We start from the raw sequence: 17,766 nt of genomic DNA on the forward strand, positions 1-17,766 counted from the left end.
CCCACCCGACTAGGGCTTGTGGCCATGTTTTCAAGCACGACGATCGCTTCCGATGGCACTCTGCCGAAAAGTCACAGCCATCTGCCCCTGTGCGGCGCGGAGCGCGGGTTTCGCGGTTTTCAAGTCGTGGCACGAGCGTAACAGGCCCGCATGACCCAGACCGCCCCCGCCGCGCCCGAATCCGAAGCCCCTGCCGAAGAGCAGGGCGAAACCCTGGGCAGCTTCACCTGGTTCCTGATCAAGCTCGCGCTGGCGGTGCTGATCTTCCGCAGCTTCATCTTCTCGCCCTTTTCGATACCCAGCGAATCCATGCTCCCCCGGCTGATGAACGGGGACTATCTGATCGCGGCAAAGTGGCCTTACGGTTTCAGCAGCCACTCGCTGCCATTCTCTTTGCCGCTGATCCCGGGCCGGATCTTCGCTGGCGAGCCGGAACCGGGCGATGTCGTGATCTTCAAGCATCCCGTCGACGGGGCGGATTACATCAAGCGCGCCATCGCCCTGCCCGGCGAAACGGTGGAAATGCGCAACGGCCAGCTGTCGATCGACGGGGAGCTGGTGGAAAAGGACCGGATCGAAGATTTCGTGGTTCCCGTCTCGCCCAACACCGGCTGCGCTTGGGGCGGTGTGCACGAACGGACATCCGACGGCGAGCAATGCCGTTATCCGCGGTTCCTCGAAACGCTGCCTTCGGGCCGCAGTTACGAAGTGCTCGATTTCGGGCGCACGCCGCAGGACGATTTCGGCCCTCTGATCGTGCCCGACGGGCAGCTGTTCGTTCTGGGCGACAACCGCGACAATTCGCAGGATAGCCGCTTCCCGCCGACACCCGGCGGCGGCGTTGGCCTGGTGCCGCAGGAAAACCTGGTTGGCCGGGCAAGCATGCTCGTCTGGTCGACCGATGGCAGCGCGGAATGGCTGTTGCCCTGGACCTGGTTCACCGCCGCGCGCTGGGATCGGATCGGAGACGGGCTGTGAGCCGGCTGGACCGCAAAACGCGCGGCTGGCTGGAAGCGACCGGCTTTACCGTCACCGACGAGGGGTTGTGGCAGGAGGCGCTTACGCACGGCAGCACCGGGGAATCGCAGCATTACCAGCGGCTGGAATTCCTCGGCGATCGTGTCCTTGGCCTCGCCATCGCCGGCTGGCTGTATGAGCGGACGGGTGACGACGAAGGGAAGCTGGCGCAGCGGCTGAACGCGCTGGTGAGCAAGCGAGCCTGTGCCGCAGTCGCGCGCGATCTCGACGTTTCGGCACATATCCGGCTGGGCAAGCAGGCCCGCGACGATGGCGCAGCGGACAGCGAAAACGTGCTGGGCGATGTGATGGAGGCCTTGCTCGGCGCCAGCTACCTCGCCGGTGGGTTCGATGCGACGCGCGATATCGTCCGGCGGCTCTGGCGCAATCAGGTGGAAGGGCACGCCGGGCGTTCCAAACATCCGAAGAGCGCGTTGCAGGAATGGGCCGCGGGCAATCAGCGCCGGCCACCGGAATACGAGCTGCTCGATCGTTCGGGGCCGGACCACGCCGCACGCTTCACCGTTCGGGTGGTCGTGCACAATGTCGGCGAAGCGCAGGCGACCGCCGGCAGCAAGCAGGAGGCGGAAACCGCCGCCGCGCAAAAGTTTATGGAGACCTTCGGGTGAATTCAACGGCAACGACACGGTGCGGCCTGGTGGCGGTGATCGGCGCGCCCAACGCGGGCAAGTCGACCCTGGTCAATCAGCTCGTGGGGCAGAAGGTCGCGATCACCAGTGCCAAGGCGCAAACGACGCGCGCACGCATGATGGGCATTGCGCTGGGTGAGAGCGCGGATGGCGCTGCGACGCAGATGATCCTGGTCGATACGCCGGGGATATTCGCGCCCCGTCGCCGGCTGGATCGCGCAATGGTCAGCGCCGCGTGGGAAGGCGCGGAGGCCGCCGATGCAATCCTGCTGCTTGTCGATCCGGTCAAGCAGCGGCGGCACGAGCTGGAGCCGCTGCTGGAGGCCCTGGCCCAGCGGCCCGAACGCAAGATCCTCGTCCTCAACAAAGTCGATGTGGCGAAGAAGGAACCGCTGCTGGCATTGGCGCAGGAATTGACTGGCAAGGGCGATTTTGCCGAGGTCTTCTTCGTTTCCGCACTGACCGGCGACGGCGTGCCGGAACTGAAGGTCGCTCTGGCGGGATCGATGCCCCGCGCCGACTGGATGTATCCCGAAGATCAGGTGAGCGATGCCAGCGAGCGGCTGCTGGCCGCGGAGATCACGCGAGAGCAGCTCTATCGTCAGCTTCACGAAGAACTGCCTTACGACAGCGCGGTGCGCCCGGAACTTTACCGTTCGCGGCCTGACGGCAGCCTGGAAATCCACCAGCAGATCGTGGTGACCCGCGACAACCAGCGCGCAATCGTCCTCGGCAAGGGGGGCAGCCGGATCAAGGCCATCGGGGAGGCAGCGCGCAAGGAACTGTGCGAACTGCTCGGGATCCGCGTCCACCTGTTTCTCCATGTCAAAGTGGAAGAAAACTGGAGCGAAAATCGCGAAGTGTTCGAAGAAATGGGGCTGGATTGGGTTCGGTAGTACCGATAGCCTGTCGATCCAGCAGGTAACGACCGGAGAGACCGATATGCGTATTGCCAGCCTCGCCCTGATTGGTGCCGCTTTGGCGACGGGCTGTGCGCCCGTGGACACGGCGCCGGCCCCGCCCGCATCCGATTGTCCGGTGTCGGACAGTCGCAACTGGCACGCCTGGATCGACAGGATGCCCGGCCCGGGTGCGAAACCCACGCTCAACATCAGCGGCGAAGTCGACCTGCCGACGCCCGGCTACAGCGTATCGCTCAAGGCAGGCCCGGCCGACCGCGCCATGCCGCCGGGGCAGCGCTTCGCACTGGAAGCGACTGCACCGGACGGGATGGTGGCTCAGGTCATCACGCCGACCGAAGTCCGCTATCGCGCACCAGCAGCCTATCCCCGCTATCGCGAAATCATCATCGGCTGCGGCGGTTCGGCGCTCGTCACGATCCCGGATGTCATGATCGCGGAATAGCGGGAGCGCGCTTGCCCGCCGGCAAGGCAGTCGATTGCACCGACGAAGCGGCGCTCTATTTCGCCGGTGTTTTCTTCGCTGCCTTCTTGGCCGGGGCTTTCTTGGCCCCCGCTTTCTTTGCCGGGGCCTTCTTTGCGGGAGCCTTCTTGCGTCCCTTCTTCTTGGCCGGTCCCTTCGCCGCACGTGCGTCGATCAGTTCGATCGCCTGGGCCTCGGTCACGTCTTCCGGTTTCACGTCCTTCGGAATCGTCGCGTTGGTCGTGCCGTCGGTGACGTAGGGCCCGTATCGCCCAGGCATGACCTTGATCTCGCCGCCCGACGTCGGATGGGCGCCGAGCGTCTTGATCGGCTCGGCCTTGGCCCGGCCTCGCCCACCCTTCTGGGCAGCCTCGGCCAGAAGGGTCACCGCTGCGTTCATTCCCGTGTCGAAGACATCGCGGGTCGAAGACAGTTTGGCATATTTGCCATCATGCCGCAGGTAAGGACCGTAACGCCCGATGTTGGCTTCGATCTCATTCCCGGTTTCGGGGTGCTTTCCGACGATGCGCGGAAGGCCGAGCAGCTTGACCGCCCAGTCGAGATCGAAATCGGGCAGGTCCTTGGGGATGCTGGCCCGCTTCGCTTCCTTGCCCTCGCCCATCTGGACGTAAGGCCCGAAACGGCCTGTCTTGCGATGGATATCCTCATCGGTCTCAGGGTGCTTGCCCATCACCCCGTCTTCTGCCGAGACCTCTCCATCCGCCCCAGGTTGGGCGAAACGGCGGGTATATTTGCAATCGGGATAGTTGGCGCAGGCAACGAAGGCACCATAGCGCCCCCCGCGCAGCGCCAGCCGGCCGCCCTCGCGCCCCTCCTGCTCGCACAGCGGGCACGTGCGCGGGTCCTTCCCGTCCTCGCGGGGCGGGAAGAGGAAGTCGGACAGAAATTCATCGAGCGCTTCGGTGACTTCCGACGGCTTGCGCTCCATCACCTCTTCAGTCTTGGGCTGGAAATCTTTCCAGAACTGGCTGAGCAGGACCTTCCATTGCTCCCGGCCACCGGAAACCTCGTCCAGCTCGTCCTCCATCCCGGCGGTGAATTCGTAGGCCACGTACCGTTCGAAAAACCGTTCGAGAAACGCGGTCAGGAGACGGCCCGATTCCTCTGCGAAGAAACGGTTCTTCTCCATCCTGACATAGTCGCGATCGCGCAGGGTCTGAATGGTGGACGCGTAAGTCGACGGGCGCCCGATTCCCAGCTCCTCAAGCCGCTTGACGAGCGAAGCTTCGGAAAAGCGCGGCGGAGGCTGGGTGAAGTGCTGATTGGCATCGACGCCTTTCTTCACCGGGCTGTCGCCCTTGTTCATCACGGGGAGAAGGCCGTCGTCGTCGTCGCTGTCACGATCGTCGAACCCCTCCTGATAAACGGCGAAAAATCCCGGGAATTTCACCACCTGACCGGTCGCACGCAGTTCGTTCCGGCCGGTGCCGTCACGCAGGGTGACTGTGGTCCGTTCAAGTCGCGCAGGTGCCATCTGGCTGGCCATCGCGCGTTTGAAGATCAGCCCATACAGTTTCCCTTCGTCCCCCGACCCCGCCGTGTCGCGGCTGAAATCGGTCGGGCGAATCGCCTCGTGCGCTTCCTGAGCATTCTTCGCTTTGGTGCTGTAATGGCGCGGCTTTTCCGGGAGATAGTGGCCGTCGTAACGGTCGGCGATCGCCTTGCGGCACGCGCTGATCGCGCTGCCATCCATCTGGACGCCGTCGGTCCGCATGTAGGTGATCGCACCAGCTTCGTAGAGCGACTGCGCCAGACGCATCGTATGGCTGGCCGAAAAGCCGAGCTTGCGCGCAGCTTCTTGCTGCAACGTCGAGGTGGTGAACGGCGGCGCCGGATTACGGCTGAGCGGCCGCGTTTCGATCTCCTCGACGGTGAACTGGCCCTGCTCCACGGCTGCCCTGGCCGCCATGGCGCTCTGTTCGTCGCCCAGCGTCAGCTTGTCGAGCTTGGCACCGTCATGCTTGACCAGTCGAGCGTCGAACTCGGTCCCATCCTGCTCCAGCCTGGCGACGACGGACCAATATTCCTGCGCACGGAAAGCCTCGATCTCGCGCTCGCGGTCAACGATCAGGCGCAGTGCGACCGACTGCACGCGGCCGGCACTCTTGGCGCCAGGCAGGCGACGCCAGAGGACCGGCGAAAGCGTGAAACCGTAAAGATAATCAAGCGCGCGCCGGGCCAGATAGGCATCGATCAGATCGTTATCCAGCTCGCGCGGGCGGCCCATCGCCTCGGTCACGGCCGGCTTAGTGATGGCGTTGAACGTCACCCGGTCGACCTTGGCGGGCAAGGCCTTGCGCTTGGCGAGCAGTTCACGGACGTGCCAGGAAATCGCCTCCCCTTCCCGATCAGGGTCGGTCGCGAGCACGAGCCGGTCGGCCTTCTTCGCCGCATCGGCGATTTCCTTGAAGCGGCTCTGCTTGTCGCGATAGAGTTCCCAGTCCATCGCAAAGTCTTCATCCGGGCGGACGCTGCCATCCTTGGGCGGCAGATCGCGGACGTGGCCGTAGGAAGCGAGGACCTTGAAATCCTTGCCGAGATATTTCTCGATGGTTTTCGCCTTTGCGGGCGATTCGACGATGACAAGTTGCATGGAGGTGGCGGCAGTCCCTTACGTGTGTACGTGCGCGAGGGTGGCGAGATGCGGCGGCATTCGTCAATCCATCAAATTGCCAATATTGCGCTGGAGCGCGAAATTCAGGCGAAAACCCCCTCGACCCGCTCCGCACTGTCGTCAACGTGGAGAAACACCGCGACCCCGAACGCAAGGAAGAGAGCCGAGCTGATCGCGTCAATCAGACCAGCCAGACCCGATGAGAGCCAGCGATTGCTGGTCAACAGTTCAACCGTTGTCGTCCCCACCACGGCCAGCACTGCTACCGCACAACCAAGAACCAGTCCTGCGAAAAAGATTGCCCACCCCGCTCCCTGCGTGGAATCCCAGCTCCTTTGCATAGCCTCGACCACACCGGCATCCCGCCCGATCAGATAGCCCGGGGCCGCGCTCCAGCGAACCGCGACGATCAGACCGGGGACGATCAGCAGAAAAAAGCCGATGACCATTCCAAGCATCGTCAAGATCGTGAGGCCGACATAGGCCCATATCCGAAATCCCGTCGCAGAACGGCTGTCCCGGAGTTCCAGCAGCCGTTCGAGTACGAGATAGCCGGCAACATATTGCACCACAGATGCGATGAATCCTATAACGAAGAGGCCAGCGGAAGCACCACTGCCACCACCCATGCCTGCGCCACGGATCCAGTCGAAACCGCTCACGCCGCCAGCCTGGCTGAACGCGGTGGGCACTGCCACGACAGCTACAAAGACCGCCAGGAATATCCCGCCGTCTCTGACTAGCGAAAGTGTTTCCGCGAGCAATGCGCCGATGCTTGTCTTCTCGTTCACGACGTTCCCCTTCGTCCGCTATCCCGCCAGGCTTACACGTCCGGCCGCGTGTCGGTGCAACCGCCCGGCGATCTCCAGTTCCAGCAAGGCCAGATGCACCGCAGCGGGCGGTTCACCAGACTGGCGGATCAGTTCATCGACGGCAACCGGCGCCGTGGATAACAGGCTGCCGACGTCCGCCGGCCGGGCGCTTTCCATTCCCGGAGGGTCGAATGCGAACGCTGGTGCGCCCTCCGCTACCGCTGCGCGCGTGGTTCCGTCGAAGCCCTGAAGCAGCTCGATCACGTCGTCAGGCGACTGGATCAGGACAGCGCCGTCCCGGATCAACTGGTTGCATCCCCGCGACCGGGCATCGATTGGGCTACCGGGCACGGCCATTACCTCCCGCCCAGCCTCCCCCGCCAGACGCGCAGTGATCAGCGAACCCGACTTCGGCGCTGCCTCGACCACCAATGTGCCAAGCGCCAGACCGGCAATGATGCGGTTGCGGCTGGGAAAATGGCTGCCCCTCGGCTCCGTCCCCGGCGGCTGTTCGGCGAGCAGTAGGCCCTGTGTCGCAATCGCCTCCTGCAATTCGGCATGTTGCGATGGGTATGCGATGTCGATGCCGCTGGCGATCACCCCGACCGTGGCGGGAAGCGCGCCCCGATGTGCAGCACCGTCAATTCCGCGCGCAAGCCCCGAAACAACCGTAAAGCCTCCATCGGCAAGCGCTGCGGAGAAGTCGCGCGCCAGCTTGACCGAAGCGGCCGATGCGTTGCGCGCACCGACGATCGCGATACAGGGCCGCTCGGCCATCGCCGGATCGCCGCGGAAGGTCAGGATCGGCGGCGCACCGTCGATACGCGCCAGCAGCGATGGATACCCTGGCTGATCGTGGAAGAGATACCGCGCACCTGCGCTGCGAACCGCCTCGATCTCGCGAGCGATCGCATTCTCGGGTGCAGCGCGATAGGGCCGGCCGCGCTGGCTGCCGATGTCTGGCAGGGCCGCAAGCGCCGTCGCTGCATCGCCGAAGCGCGCCAGCAACTGCGCGTAGGAAACCGGGCCGATGTTGGGCGAGCGGAGCAGTCTTATCCGGGCGAAAGCCTCCGCCTGCGAAATCCCGCTCACTTTCCTGAGCCGACTTTCGGTTCCGACCCGGCCATCAGCCGCCCGATGTTATCGCGATGGAGCCAGAGCACGAGTGCGGCGATCAGCACCAGAGCAGGTACGAAAGCCACGTAGCCGAGCACCGCCGCAACGATGGCCGCCGCACAGACCGCGGACATCCCTGCCAGGGAGCTGAACCGCGTCACGGCCAGGATCGCGAGCCAGACAACCGCATAGGCGAGCCCCAGCGGCCAGGCGAGGCCGAAGCTGACCCCGGCGTTCGTGGCCACCCCTTTCCCGCCGCGAAAGCCGAGCCAGATGGGGAAACAATGCCCGAGGACGGCGAAAATCGCCGCGACGGGGGCCGGCCCCAGCGCAGCCTCGGGCATTTCGGCAGGCGCGACGAAAAAACTGGCTGCGAGCGCGACGGGCACGAAGCCCTTGACGAGATCCAGCACCAACGTCGCCGCAGCCAATCCCTTGTTGCCCGCCCTCAAAACGTTGGTCGCCCCGATATTGCCGCTGCCGATCTTGCGAACATCGCCGAGGCCCGCCATCCGCGTGAGGAGCAGGCCGAAGGGGATCGACCCGCAGGCGTAGCCGAGCAGCGCGGCAAGCACGATATCCAGTGTGGAACCCATATTCACGCCAATCCCCCAATCGCTGCGCCGCGTGCTTGTCGATGCTCCATACTTCCAATAGGCGCTAGGCTAAAGCAATAGCGTCGGAACTATGTCGCCCAAGACATAGCGACGACCCGGGCCGGCTCGGCACGAACGGAGCGATTTTGGACCTTTCTGCACACTCTCCCATCCTGCTGTTCGATTCCGGTGTGGGCGGCCTCAGCGTTCTGCGCGAACTGCGCCGCGTTCTGCCGGGCGCGCCGGTAATCTATGCCGCCGATCTTGCCGGCCTGCCCTATGGCACCAAAAGCGAGGCAGAGGTCGCCGCGCGCGTCTGCGGACTGCTCGGGCGGATGGCGGAACGCTGGCAGCCGCGCCTGATCTGCATCGCGTGCAATACGGCCAGCACTATCGCCCTGGGCATGGTGCGCGAAGTGCTGGAAATACCGGTCGTGGGCACTGTCCCTGCGATCAAGCCGGCGGCCGCGCTGACGCGTACCGGCGTCATCGGGTTGCTCGGCACCGAAGCGACGATCCGTCAGGCTTACGTCGACAATCTGGAACGGGAATTCGCAGGCGGGAAAATCCTGCTGCGCCACGCAGCGCCGGAACTGGTCGATGCGGCGGAAACCAAGCTGCGCGGCGCCCGGATCGATGATGCCGCGATCTCTTCGGCGACTAACGGATTGCGCGAGCAGGCTAGGGGAGCAGAGATCGACACCGTCGTTCTAGCCTGCACCCATTTCCCCCTGCTGCGCGATGAACTGCAGGCTGCGTTTGGGCCGGATACCGTCCTGATCGACGGCGCAGAGGGCATTGCCCGGCGGATCGCCCATCTCGTGGAGGATCAGCCGCTGGTGCGCGAGCAGCCCGATCGTGCCGTAACTACCGGATCGCTCGAATCGCTGAAGCAACTGGCGCCGGCGTTTCGCGATCTCGGCATCGAACGACTGGAGCGTCTCTAGCTGCGAATCACTCGCAAAGATCACGGTGGAAATGCCCGCTATTGCGGCCTAAACGCCCCCGGAACTGGCCGCTGTCGCAGCGATGATGACCGAGCGAACAATGAACTACGACCAGATCTTCGACCAGGCGATCGACCGCCTGCATTCCGAAGGCCGCTACCGCGTCTTCATCGACATTCTGCGCAACAAGGGCGCGTACCCCAACGCGCGCTGTTTCGCCGGGCACAATGGCCCGAAACCGATCACGGTGTGGTGTTCGAACGATTATCTCGCAATGGGACAGCATCCCAAGGTGATCGAAGCGATGGAAACGGCGCTGCACGATGTCGGCGCAGGCAGTGGCGGCACCCGCAACATCGGCGGCAATACGCACTTTCATATCCAGCTGGAACGCGAGCTGGCCGACCTTCATGGCAAGGAAGGCGCGCTGCTGTTCACCAGCGGCTATGTCTCCAACGACGCGACGCTTTCCACGCTTGCGAAGCTGCTGCCGGGCTGCGTGATTTTCTCCGACGAGTTGAACCATGCCAGCATGATTGCCGGGATCCGCAATTCCGGCTGCGAGAAGCGGGTATTTCGCCACAACGATCTCGATCACCTCGAAGAATTGCTGGCGGCAGAAGATTCCGAAACGCCGAAGGTTATCGCGTTCGAAAGCGTCTATTCGATGGACGGCGACGTCGCCCCGATCCATGCGATTTGCGACCTTGCCGAAAAGTACAACGCCCTGACCTACATCGACGAAGTTCACGCTGTCGGCATGTATGGCAAACGCGGCGGCGGTATTTCGGAACGTGACGAAGCCGCGCACCGGATCGACATCATCGAAGGCACGCTGGGCAAGGCATTCGGCGTGATGGGCGGCTATATTGCGGCCGATACCAAAGTCATCGACTGCATCCGGTCTTATGCCCCCGGTTTCATCTTCACGACATCGCTCAGCCCGGTTCTGGTTGCCGGCGTGCTCGCCGCCGTCCGCCACCTGAAGGGATCGAGCGAGGAACGCGCGGCGCAGCAGGCCAATGCCGCCATGCTGAAAGCGAAGTTCTCCGCCGCCGGGCTTCCCGTGATGCCTAGCGAGACGCACATCGTCCCCCTGATGGTGGGTGACCCGGTTCGGGCGAAGAAGATCAGCGATATTCTCCTGGCGGAATACGGCGCCTACGTGCAGCCGATCAATTTCCCGACCGTGCCGCGCGGGACGGAACGTCTGCGCTTCACCCCAGGCCCCGCCCATACCGAAGCGATGATGGACGAACTGACCGGCGCTCTGGTCGAGATTTGGGATCGTCTGGAGCTGGAGCTGGCTCGGGCCGCGTAAGGCCCTGCGTCTCCCGCCAGCGGTGCCTCGCACCACTGCCGGCCGGATACCACTCTACCGACACACTCCGGTGTAGCGGCCGGCCTGATCGAAGTGGAAATGGTCCGCATGGGCGGCGTTGTATTCCGGTGAAAGCACTGTCGCGAACAGAGGGCACGCCCCGTCGCGAACCTCGCGCAAGAAGCTCCGCTCACTCGCGCCTCCCTCCCAGTCTCCCAGCACCGTGATCCGCCGACCGTCGGCCAGAACGAACGCGCCGACATCGATGGCATTGCCGGTCGCATGCTCGCTCCAGCGTCCTTCAGCGCGGCCATAGAGCCTCCGGCAACTGAAGGCCCCAAGATGGTCGACGCGGCGCACGGCTTCGCCGAAATGCCGGCGCGCGGCCGGTTGCACGACATCGCGCAACCAGATCGTCAGCCCCACACCAATCGGGCAAGTGGTGGGCGGAACGCTGGGGCCAAGCGCGAGATTGTCGATCACGGTGCGATCCGGCCGCCGGCAAGCCCCTTCTCCGCGCGCATCCAGGGCGCGAAAACTCACGCCACTCCGCTCCAGGACGGCCCTGCATTCGGCGCGGTCGTCTTTCAGCGACACCAGCTTGGTCTGTGTAGCCCAGCCAGGGGGATCGTCCAGGTCCAGTGGGGCCCAGGGGTTATGCTGGGGGTGGTCGGCCAACCAGCCTCTTGCGGCCAGCAGGGTGCCCACAACCAACATCAGCCCCAGAAGGCGCAAATCGCCTCGGAAATGCACGCCAGCGCGCCGTGTCTTTGCCGAGCGCCGGTCAGCCAAGGCTTCGTCCGTGGCATTCAGCAATCGGCCTGACAATCATTGCAAATCCGCACTTGCCCCGAGGTCCACCCTGGCAACCGAGCAGATCGGCACGGGGTTCCCGCAGACGTGGGAAGCAACCGCCTGACGTCAGCCGAGAAGCTGCGGGAAAAGACCGAACAGCAGGATCAGGGCGACCGCTATGGGGCACAACCACGCGACGAGAAACCGCCACAGGACAAACAGGCCACCGCTAAGCCCGGTTTGCACCTCGACCAGCCGCCGATCCGCCTTCCAGCCGACGAAGATCGACATCAGAAGGCCTGCGAGCGGCAACATCAACTTGCCCGTAAAGCCGTCAATCGTGTCGAGGATGTCAGCATCCGCGAAGATGTCCCAGAAGCCCAACGGCCGCACGTCCGCCCAGACATTGTAGCCAAGCGCGCAGGCAATGCCGATCACAAACGCCCCAAGGCCCAGCATGACGGCAGCGGCAGGCCGGCGCAGCCCGAAGCGATCGATCGCCCACGCCGTCGGCCCTTCCAGGAGCGAAATCGAACTGGTCAAAGCGGCAAAGAAGATCAGGACGAAGAACAGCAGCCCGATCAGCGATCCGCCCGGCATCGTCTGGAAAGCAACCGGCAGCGACTGGAAGATAAGCGCCGGACCGACCGAGGGGTCGAGACCGACCGCGAAAACGATCGGAAAAATCATCAGTCCGGCGATCAATGCCACGGCAGTATCCGCAAGACTGATGGTGGCAGCGGTAGGAGCCAGGTTCACATCGCGCGCGACGTAGGCGCCGTATGTAATGAGAGCGCCCGATGCCAGGCTGAGCGAGAAGAACGCCTGCCCCAGCGCCTCGTTCATCACCGGTGCCGTCAGCTTGGAAAAGTCCGGCGTGAACATGAATGTCACCGCCCGGCCGAAATCCCCGGTGAAGGCGCCGTAAATGGTAATGCCCAGAAGCAGGAAGAAGAACGCCGGCATCAACCAGGTGGCAGCCTTCTCGATCCCGTCGTGCACGCCGCTGGCGACGATCGCGATCGTTGCGGTCATAAACAGTGCGTGGACCAGGATCAGCCGGCCCGGGCTGGCGAACAGATCGCCCATCATACCGCTCACCGCGTCCTGCCCCAGGTCGGAGAAGGCGCCACGCAACGCTTCACCGGCAAACAGATTGCCGAAGAAGTCTCCGCCCGACAGCCAGATGTAATAGAGGACCCAACCGGCAACGACCGAGTAGAACGAGAGAATCAGGAAGCCGGCGAGAATTTCGATACCGCCGAAGATGCTCCATCGACGCGAAACCCGCGACTCGTCAGCCACCCGTTGGACGGAACCGATCGCATCCGACTGCCCCGCACGGCCCACCACAAATTCGGAAAGCATCAGCGGCAAGCCGATCAGCAGAACGCAAACCAGGTAGACCAGCACAAAGGCGCCGCCACCATTTTCGCCCGCAAGTGTCGGAAATCTCCAGATATTGCCGAGCCCGACAGCGGCCCCGACCGCTGCCAGAATGAACGCTGTGCGCGAGGACCAGCCCTGCTCACCTGCTTGCGCACTTGCGGTTGCAACCATCCGAAAATTCCCCTTCCCTTTGGACGACTTAGCCCATGTTGCAAGTTTTGCGGCAAAGGCCAAGGGGATGGTTGGCGCTTGCCCCCGAGATCGCTAGAACCCGCACCATGTCCACCACCTTTCAGCTCGACACCGCTACCAGCCGCGCGACCCCGACACCGCAGCCCATGCGACGGCTCACGGTCCCCAAGATCCGCCAACGCAAGAAGGACGGGGTGACCGAACAGCCGCTGGTCATGCTGACCGCCTATACCGCGCGGCAGGCACAGTTGCTGGACGAGCATTGCGACCTGCTGCTGGTCGGCGACTCGCTCGGGCAGGTGATCTACGGCCTTCCCTCCACCATTCCCGTCACGCTGGATATGATGGCCAATCATGGTGCTGCGGTGGTGCGGGGCAGTTACCATTCGGTCGTGATCGTGGACATGCCGTTCGGCAGCTACGAAAGCTCTCCTCAGCAGGCTTTCGAAAGCGCATCGCAGCTGCTGAAGATCAGTGGGGCCGCCGGCGTGAAGCTGGAAGGCGGCGCGGCCATGGCCGAAACCGTCGCCTTTCTGACCCAGCGCGGGATACCGGTGATGGGCCACGTCGGCCTGACCCCGCAAGCTGTCAACGTCCTCGGCGGCTATGCGGCCCGCGGCCGCAGCGACGCGGAAGCCGACAAGATCGTCAGCGATGCCAGGTCGCTGGACGAGGCCGGCGCCTTCGCCATTGTGGTGGAAGGGGTTGTCGAGCCAATAGCGATCGACGTCACCCAGGCGGTCGGATGTCCGACGATCGGTATCGGCGCCTCCGCCCAGTGCGATGGCCAGGTGCTCGTGTGCGAAGATATGCTCGGCATGTTCGAGCGCGTTCCCCGTTTCGTGAAGCGATACGAGGAAATGGCCGACGTGATCTCGCGCGCCGCGGCGACTTATGCCGCCGAAGTCCGCGAGCGTTCCTTTCCCGGAGAGGCCCAGACTTACCAGCCGAAGTAGCGCTGGCGGGAACTTGCGCGTCGACGCGGGATTTCCTAGCCGGCCCGCTCATCAACCGGGTCGTTCGTTTGGATCGAGCCGTCCAGTTTACGGGATCGCCGCATGGCCACGCTGCTTCGTTTCTACAAGTTCTCGTTCGTTTTCACGCTGATCTGCCTCGGCCTGGGGGTCTGGTATGGCTGGGCCAGCACCGGCGATGTCGGTGCAACGGCCTCGCTGCTGTGGATCATCGTCGTTCTGTCGGTGCTCGAGGTTTCGCTCAGCTTCGATAATGCAGTGGTCAACGCTTCGGTGCTGAAGGAAATGGACGAGGTCTGGCAGCGGCGCTTCCTGACCTGGGGCATCGCATTCGCGGTCTTCGGAATGCGGGTTGTTTTCCCGCTCGCCATCGTGGCGATTGCGGCCGGCCTCGGCCCGATCGAGACGCTCAATCTCTCGCTCAACGATCCTGCCCGGTACGAGGAAATCGTCAGCTCCGCCCATGTCGGCATCGCCGGGTTCGGCGGCGCGTTTCTCGCGATGGTCGGGCTCAAATTCTTCTTCGACCTCGACAAGGATGTGCACTGGATTCGCGTCGTCGAGCTGCAACTTGCACGTTTCGCCGCCCTCCCGGCGGCGGAAATAGCCCTTCTGCTGCTGGTCATGTGGGGCATTTCAACGATGCTGTCCCCAGCCGATGCGCTGACTTTCCTGGTCGCTGGCATATTGGGCCTGGTTACCTTCATCGCTGTCGAAGGGGTCAACACGATCCTTGAGATGCGGGCGGAGGCTGCCCGGCTTCAGGGGGCCGTGGTCCGAAGCGGGCTCGGCGGGTTCCTCTATCTCAACGTGCTCGACGCATCGTTCAGTTTCGACGGGGTGATCGGTGCCTTCGCCCTGTCCAACAACATGATCGTCATTGCCCTGGGGCTTTCCATCGGGGCAATGTTCGTCCGTTCGATGACCATCCACCTGGTGAAACAGGGCACGCTGGCACAGTATCGCTTCCTCGAACACGGTGCCTTCTGGGCCATTATCGTTCTCGGCATGATCATGCTGTTTTCAGCTGTCGTGCATATCCCGGAAACGATTACCGGCCTGATCGGGGCCGTCCTCATTGGGCTTTCGCTGTGGTGGTCGGTTCGCCACAACCGGCACCATGCGGCTAGAGAGACGGATAGCTCGAACGCGCCAGCCGAGTAGCGAGCGGCGCGGAGACGATCAGTTGTAGCAGGTGATAGGCGAGCAGGGGGACGAGGATCAGGCCTGCACGTTCGGCCCCGAAAAGGATCAGCGCTATCGGCGCGCCGCTGACCACGCTTTTGTGAGCGCCCGCGAACATGAATGAAATCCGCATCTGCCGGTTGAGCTGCAGAGCTTTGGCCAAATGCCATGCTCCAGCAAAAGCAAAGATCAGCAGCGCGGCCAGGATCACCGATACGAGCGCCCACTGATCGAACGAGAGCGCTTGCCAGATGCCCTGCTCCACCGCGGCGGAAAACGCCACGTAGACGGCAATGGCGATCGCCAGGCGATCCATCCACGTAACGACCTGCGCATGTTTGACAACGAAGGGCCTGCCAACCCCCTGAAGCGCCTGCCCCAGCACGAAGGGCAGCACCAGCAATGCGAGAATTTTGCCTAGAGCGCCGAGCCCGACGTCGGCCCCCGCGAACCCGCCGAGGAGCGCGAACAAAGGCGCGGTGACAAACACGCCAAGGATGTTCAGCAGTGCCGCGGCGACGACCGACACCGCGACATTGCCCCCTGCCAGCGAAGAATAAGCCGTGGCCGATTGCACGGTCGACGCCAGGGTGCCCAGGAACAGGAAGCCGATCGCAATCTCTTCCGGCAGCCAGCCGTCTGCGAAGTGCGAGGCGACCATCCCCGCCACGGCCATAGCCCCGAAACACCATGCGGCAAGCGGCAAGAGGAAACGACCGTGGCCCAGGCCGCGCAGAACGTCTGCCCGCGAAAGCCGCAATCCGTTGAGGAAGAACAGCAGAAAGATCGCAAGACTGGAAATCGCCTGCGCGATGTCCCTGCCCGCCCCCATTGCGGGCAGCACCGTCGCCAGCGCGATCGTCACCGCCAGAAGCCGTACCATCGGGTCTATGCGCGAAAGGATCGTTCCGGTCATGCGGCGCGCCATGCCGCCTCACCCCTCGCTTGTCGAGCAGGTGGCCAGCGCGCCGGGGTACGAGTGTTTCGTGGCGGTGAGTGACCGCGCGCGGAGTGTCAGGAACCCGCCTGCACTGCGTCTGCCGCTGCGCCATTTCCGGTGGCGCGCAGTGCCTGGGCGAGCGCTCGCCCTGCAGCGGCGTTTCTGCGCTGCAGGCGATACGCCTTCATGGCAAAGCGCATCGCCTCGTCTTGCTCCCCCGAACGCAGGGCGCGGTCGGCTGCGAGCGAGAGAAGAACCGGATCGCGCGATCCCCCTAGCTCGATCGCACGGCGCAACAGTGCCTGGCCCCGCTCGATCCACCCGCTGTCGAACGCCATCCATGCGGCCATGGCAAGAGCTTCCCGATTGGCGGGTTCGCTGGCGAGTTGGCTGTCGACCAACCATGCTGCTTCGGCTCTGCTATCCACAGCATTCAGCGCCGCCACCATGCGCCGCACCAGCGGCCACGGTCGGCGAATCTCTGCAGCGGCGCGATACCGGTCCAGGGCTGCTTTCGGCTGACCGGCTGCCAGATAGGCATCGCCAGCCAGACCTGCTGCGTCGGCCGATCCCGCTACCCGGCTGCGGAAGGCCTCCGCCGCGGCAACTGCTGCCTTGGAACGACCATCGCCGATTAGCGCACGGACCAGGTTTCGCGTTTCGGCACCAGTGCCGCCGCCCCTTGCCGCGGCGACGTCAGGCGGGATCGTTGATCGCAGTACCACCAATCCATTTGCGCTATCCTGCGTCGCCCGTTCCAGAAATGGCGCTGCACTCTTTCGCTCTCCCAGCGCTTCATACGCACGGCCCACCATTTGCACGAGATAGCGATCGGCGCTTTCGGAGCGGGCATCGTCGGCGAACCGATAGACCAGCTCGCGATCGTTCCCAGCCAGATGCAGCGCACGGACCAGCAAGTGGCGGAGACGTCGGTTATCGGGCTGCGCGCGTAGCAGCCTGTCGAATGTTTGAGCTGCGCTTGCAGGATTGCCCGCTTCCAGATCAGCGACTGCTGCCATCAGCGCCCCGGCGGCACTCATGCGCCTTGGATCGGCGCCCCGCCCCAGGATGTCGTGCGCCAGCCCGAATTCTCCCGCACGCGCCGCTAGGACCGCCTGAAACAGCGGCACCCTCGAATCGCCCGGCGTCGCTGCGGCCAGGTCGCGGGTAGTCGACAGCATTTCGCGGGTTCGGCCCAGTTCCCCCAGTGTCGCTGCATACTCGGCCAGCACATCCGCGTCGCTCGGTTCAATTTCCAGCGCAGCTTCGAACCAGGGCAACGCGGCTTCCATGCCATAGGCATCGCGCACCAGTTGCCCCCTGAATGTCAGCGCCACCACATTCTGCGGGCCAAGGTCGACCGCCTTCTTGCTGGCATCGACAGCCTGGGACTGTTCGCCCCCGCGATAACGGAGACGCCCGATATCGACCCACAGTTCAGGATCGTCCGGCATGCTTTGCAAAGCGCGGTCGAATGCCGAACCGGCAGCGGCAAGGTTTCCTTCCGCCATCTCCAGCCGGCCCAGCATGCGGAAACCGTGTCCACGAGTATCGGCCGAGAACGCGCCCTCTTCCAGCCATCTGCGAGCCGCACCGGTATTGCCCTGCAATAACTCGGCTTGCCCCAGATAGGCGGCCAGTTCCTCGTCGGGCGTACCGCCATCCAGCAGACGGCGAAGCGCAATCTCGCCACCCAGCCCATCCCCCCGCTCCAGCAGCGCACGCGCCTCCATCAGCGGAGGTTGCCGCGGTTCAGATTCCTGGCAGCCAGCAACCATCAGCGCGAGCAGCAGGAAGATGCCCTTGCCCCTCAT

Annotated in this window: 16 protein-coding genes; 8 read left to right on the forward strand and 8 right to left on the reverse strand. The window is 64.0% G+C overall.

Annotation, left to right across the window (positions count from 1 at the left end; translation table 11 throughout):
• Nucleotides 1–150: 150 nt before the first annotated feature.
• Genes lepB through AM2010_RS05145 form a run of 4 tightly spaced genes read left to right on the forward strand, consistent with a single transcriptional unit; the run spans nt 151 to nt 3,032 of the window.
• Nucleotides 151–978, forward strand: coding sequence for a signal peptidase I (lepB, locus tag AM2010_RS05130; RefSeq protein ID WP_047806164.1), 828 nt, complete (start codon nt 151–153; stop codon nt 976–978).
• Nucleotides 975–1,646, forward strand: a complete 672-nt coding sequence (gene rnc / locus AM2010_RS05135) for a ribonuclease III (RefSeq protein WP_047806165.1) — start codon at nt 975–977, stop codon at nt 1,644–1,646. Before lepB ends, rnc begins: the two co-directional genes overlap by 4 nt.
• On the forward strand, nt 1,643–2,563 hold the full coding sequence (era, locus tag AM2010_RS05140) for a GTPase Era (protein WP_047806166.1): 921 nt from the start codon (nt 1,643–1,645) through the stop codon (nt 2,561–2,563). The genes rnc and era overlap by 4 nt, the downstream gene beginning before the upstream one ends.
• Before the next feature lie 46 nt (nt 2,564–2,609).
• Nucleotides 2,610–3,032, forward strand: coding sequence for a hypothetical protein (locus tag AM2010_RS05145; RefSeq protein ID WP_047806167.1), 423 nt, complete (start codon nt 2,610–2,612; stop codon nt 3,030–3,032).
• A 55-nt stretch (nt 3,033–3,087) separates the two neighbouring features.
• On the opposite strand, the gene topA is transcribed toward AM2010_RS05145, so the two are convergent.
• From topA to plsY, 4 genes are all read right to left on the reverse strand, one after another.
• Nucleotides 3,088–5,664 (reverse strand): type I DNA topoisomerase, encoded by a 2,577-nt coding sequence (topA, locus tag AM2010_RS05150; protein ID WP_047806168.1) that lies wholly within the window; start codon nt 5,662–5,664, stop codon nt 3,088–3,090.
• 104 nt (nt 5,665–5,768) lie between these two features.
• Entirely contained in the window at nt 5,769–6,476 is a 708-nt protein-coding gene (locus tag AM2010_RS05155; RefSeq protein ID WP_047806169.1) for a hypothetical protein, read from the reverse strand.
• Nucleotides 6,477–6,494: 18 nt separating this feature from the next.
• Nucleotides 6,495–7,589 (reverse strand): DNA-processing protein DprA, encoded by a 1,095-nt coding sequence (gene dprA, locus AM2010_RS05160; RefSeq protein ID WP_047806170.1) that lies wholly within the window; start codon nt 7,587–7,589, stop codon nt 6,495–6,497.
• Complete coding sequence (gene plsY / locus AM2010_RS05165) at nt 7,586–8,209, reverse strand: glycerol-3-phosphate 1-O-acyltransferase PlsY (RefSeq protein WP_047806171.1); 624 nt, start codon at nt 8,207–8,209, stop codon at nt 7,586–7,588. The genes dprA and plsY overlap by 4 nt, the downstream gene beginning before the upstream one ends.
• Before the next feature lie 146 nt (nt 8,210–8,355).
• On the opposite strand from plsY, the gene murI reads away from it, so the two are divergent.
• Nucleotides 8,356–9,156 (forward strand): glutamate racemase, encoded by an 801-nt coding sequence (gene murI, locus AM2010_RS05170; RefSeq protein ID WP_236699409.1) that lies wholly within the window; start codon nt 8,356–8,358, stop codon nt 9,154–9,156.
• A gap of 100 nt (nt 9,157–9,256) precedes the next feature.
• Nucleotides 9,257–10,477, forward strand: a complete 1,221-nt coding sequence (gene hemA / locus AM2010_RS05175; RefSeq protein WP_047807711.1) for a 5-aminolevulinate synthase — start codon at nt 9,257–9,259, stop codon at nt 10,475–10,477.
• Nucleotides 10,478–10,531: 54 nt separating this feature from the next.
• Here the strand turns inward: hemA and AM2010_RS05180 are convergent, their stop codons facing one another.
• Both AM2010_RS05180 and AM2010_RS05185 read right to left on the reverse strand, forming a co-directional pair.
• Complete coding sequence (locus AM2010_RS05180) at nt 10,532–11,293, reverse strand: extensin-like domain-containing protein (RefSeq protein ID WP_236699410.1); 762 nt, start codon at nt 11,291–11,293, stop codon at nt 10,532–10,534.
• Between the two features lie 105 nt (nt 11,294–11,398).
• On the reverse strand, nt 11,399–12,832 hold the full coding sequence (locus tag AM2010_RS05185) for a sodium-dependent transporter (protein WP_047806173.1): 1,434 nt from the start codon (nt 12,830–12,832) through the stop codon (nt 11,399–11,401).
• 107 nt (nt 12,833–12,939) lie between these two features.
• Here AM2010_RS05185 and panB point away from each other — a divergent pair, with 107 nt between their 5' ends.
• Together panB and AM2010_RS05195 are read left to right on the forward strand one after the other, a co-directional pair.
• Nucleotides 12,940–13,809 carry a 3-methyl-2-oxobutanoate hydroxymethyltransferase gene (panB, locus tag AM2010_RS05190; RefSeq protein WP_047806174.1) on the forward strand — a complete coding sequence of 290 codons (870 nt, stop codon included), beginning with the start codon at nt 12,940–12,942 and terminating at the stop codon, nt 13,807–13,809.
• 102 nt (nt 13,810–13,911) lie between these two features.
• Nucleotides 13,912–14,991, forward strand: a complete 1,080-nt coding sequence (locus tag AM2010_RS05195) for a DUF475 domain-containing protein (protein ID WP_201784034.1) — start codon at nt 13,912–13,914, stop codon at nt 14,989–14,991.
• Here the strand turns inward: AM2010_RS05195 and AM2010_RS05200 are convergent.
• Nucleotides 14,954–15,928: a bile acid:sodium symporter family protein gene (locus tag AM2010_RS05200; protein WP_236699411.1), complete on the reverse strand. Its 975-nt coding sequence runs from the start codon at nt 15,926–15,928 to the stop codon at nt 14,954–14,956. The genes AM2010_RS05195 and AM2010_RS05200 overlap by 38 nt on opposite strands.
• Nucleotides 15,929–16,026: 98 nt before the next feature.
• Nucleotides 16,027–17,766 carry a tetratricopeptide repeat protein gene (locus tag AM2010_RS05205; RefSeq protein ID WP_053043938.1) on the reverse strand — a complete coding sequence of 580 codons (1,740 nt, stop codon included), beginning with the start codon at nt 17,764–17,766 and terminating at the stop codon, nt 16,027–16,029.

It is taken from the genome of Pelagerythrobacter marensis (assembly GCF_001028625.1).
Taxonomy (GTDB): domain Bacteria; phylum Pseudomonadota; class Alphaproteobacteria; order Sphingomonadales; family Sphingomonadaceae; genus Pelagerythrobacter; species Pelagerythrobacter marensis.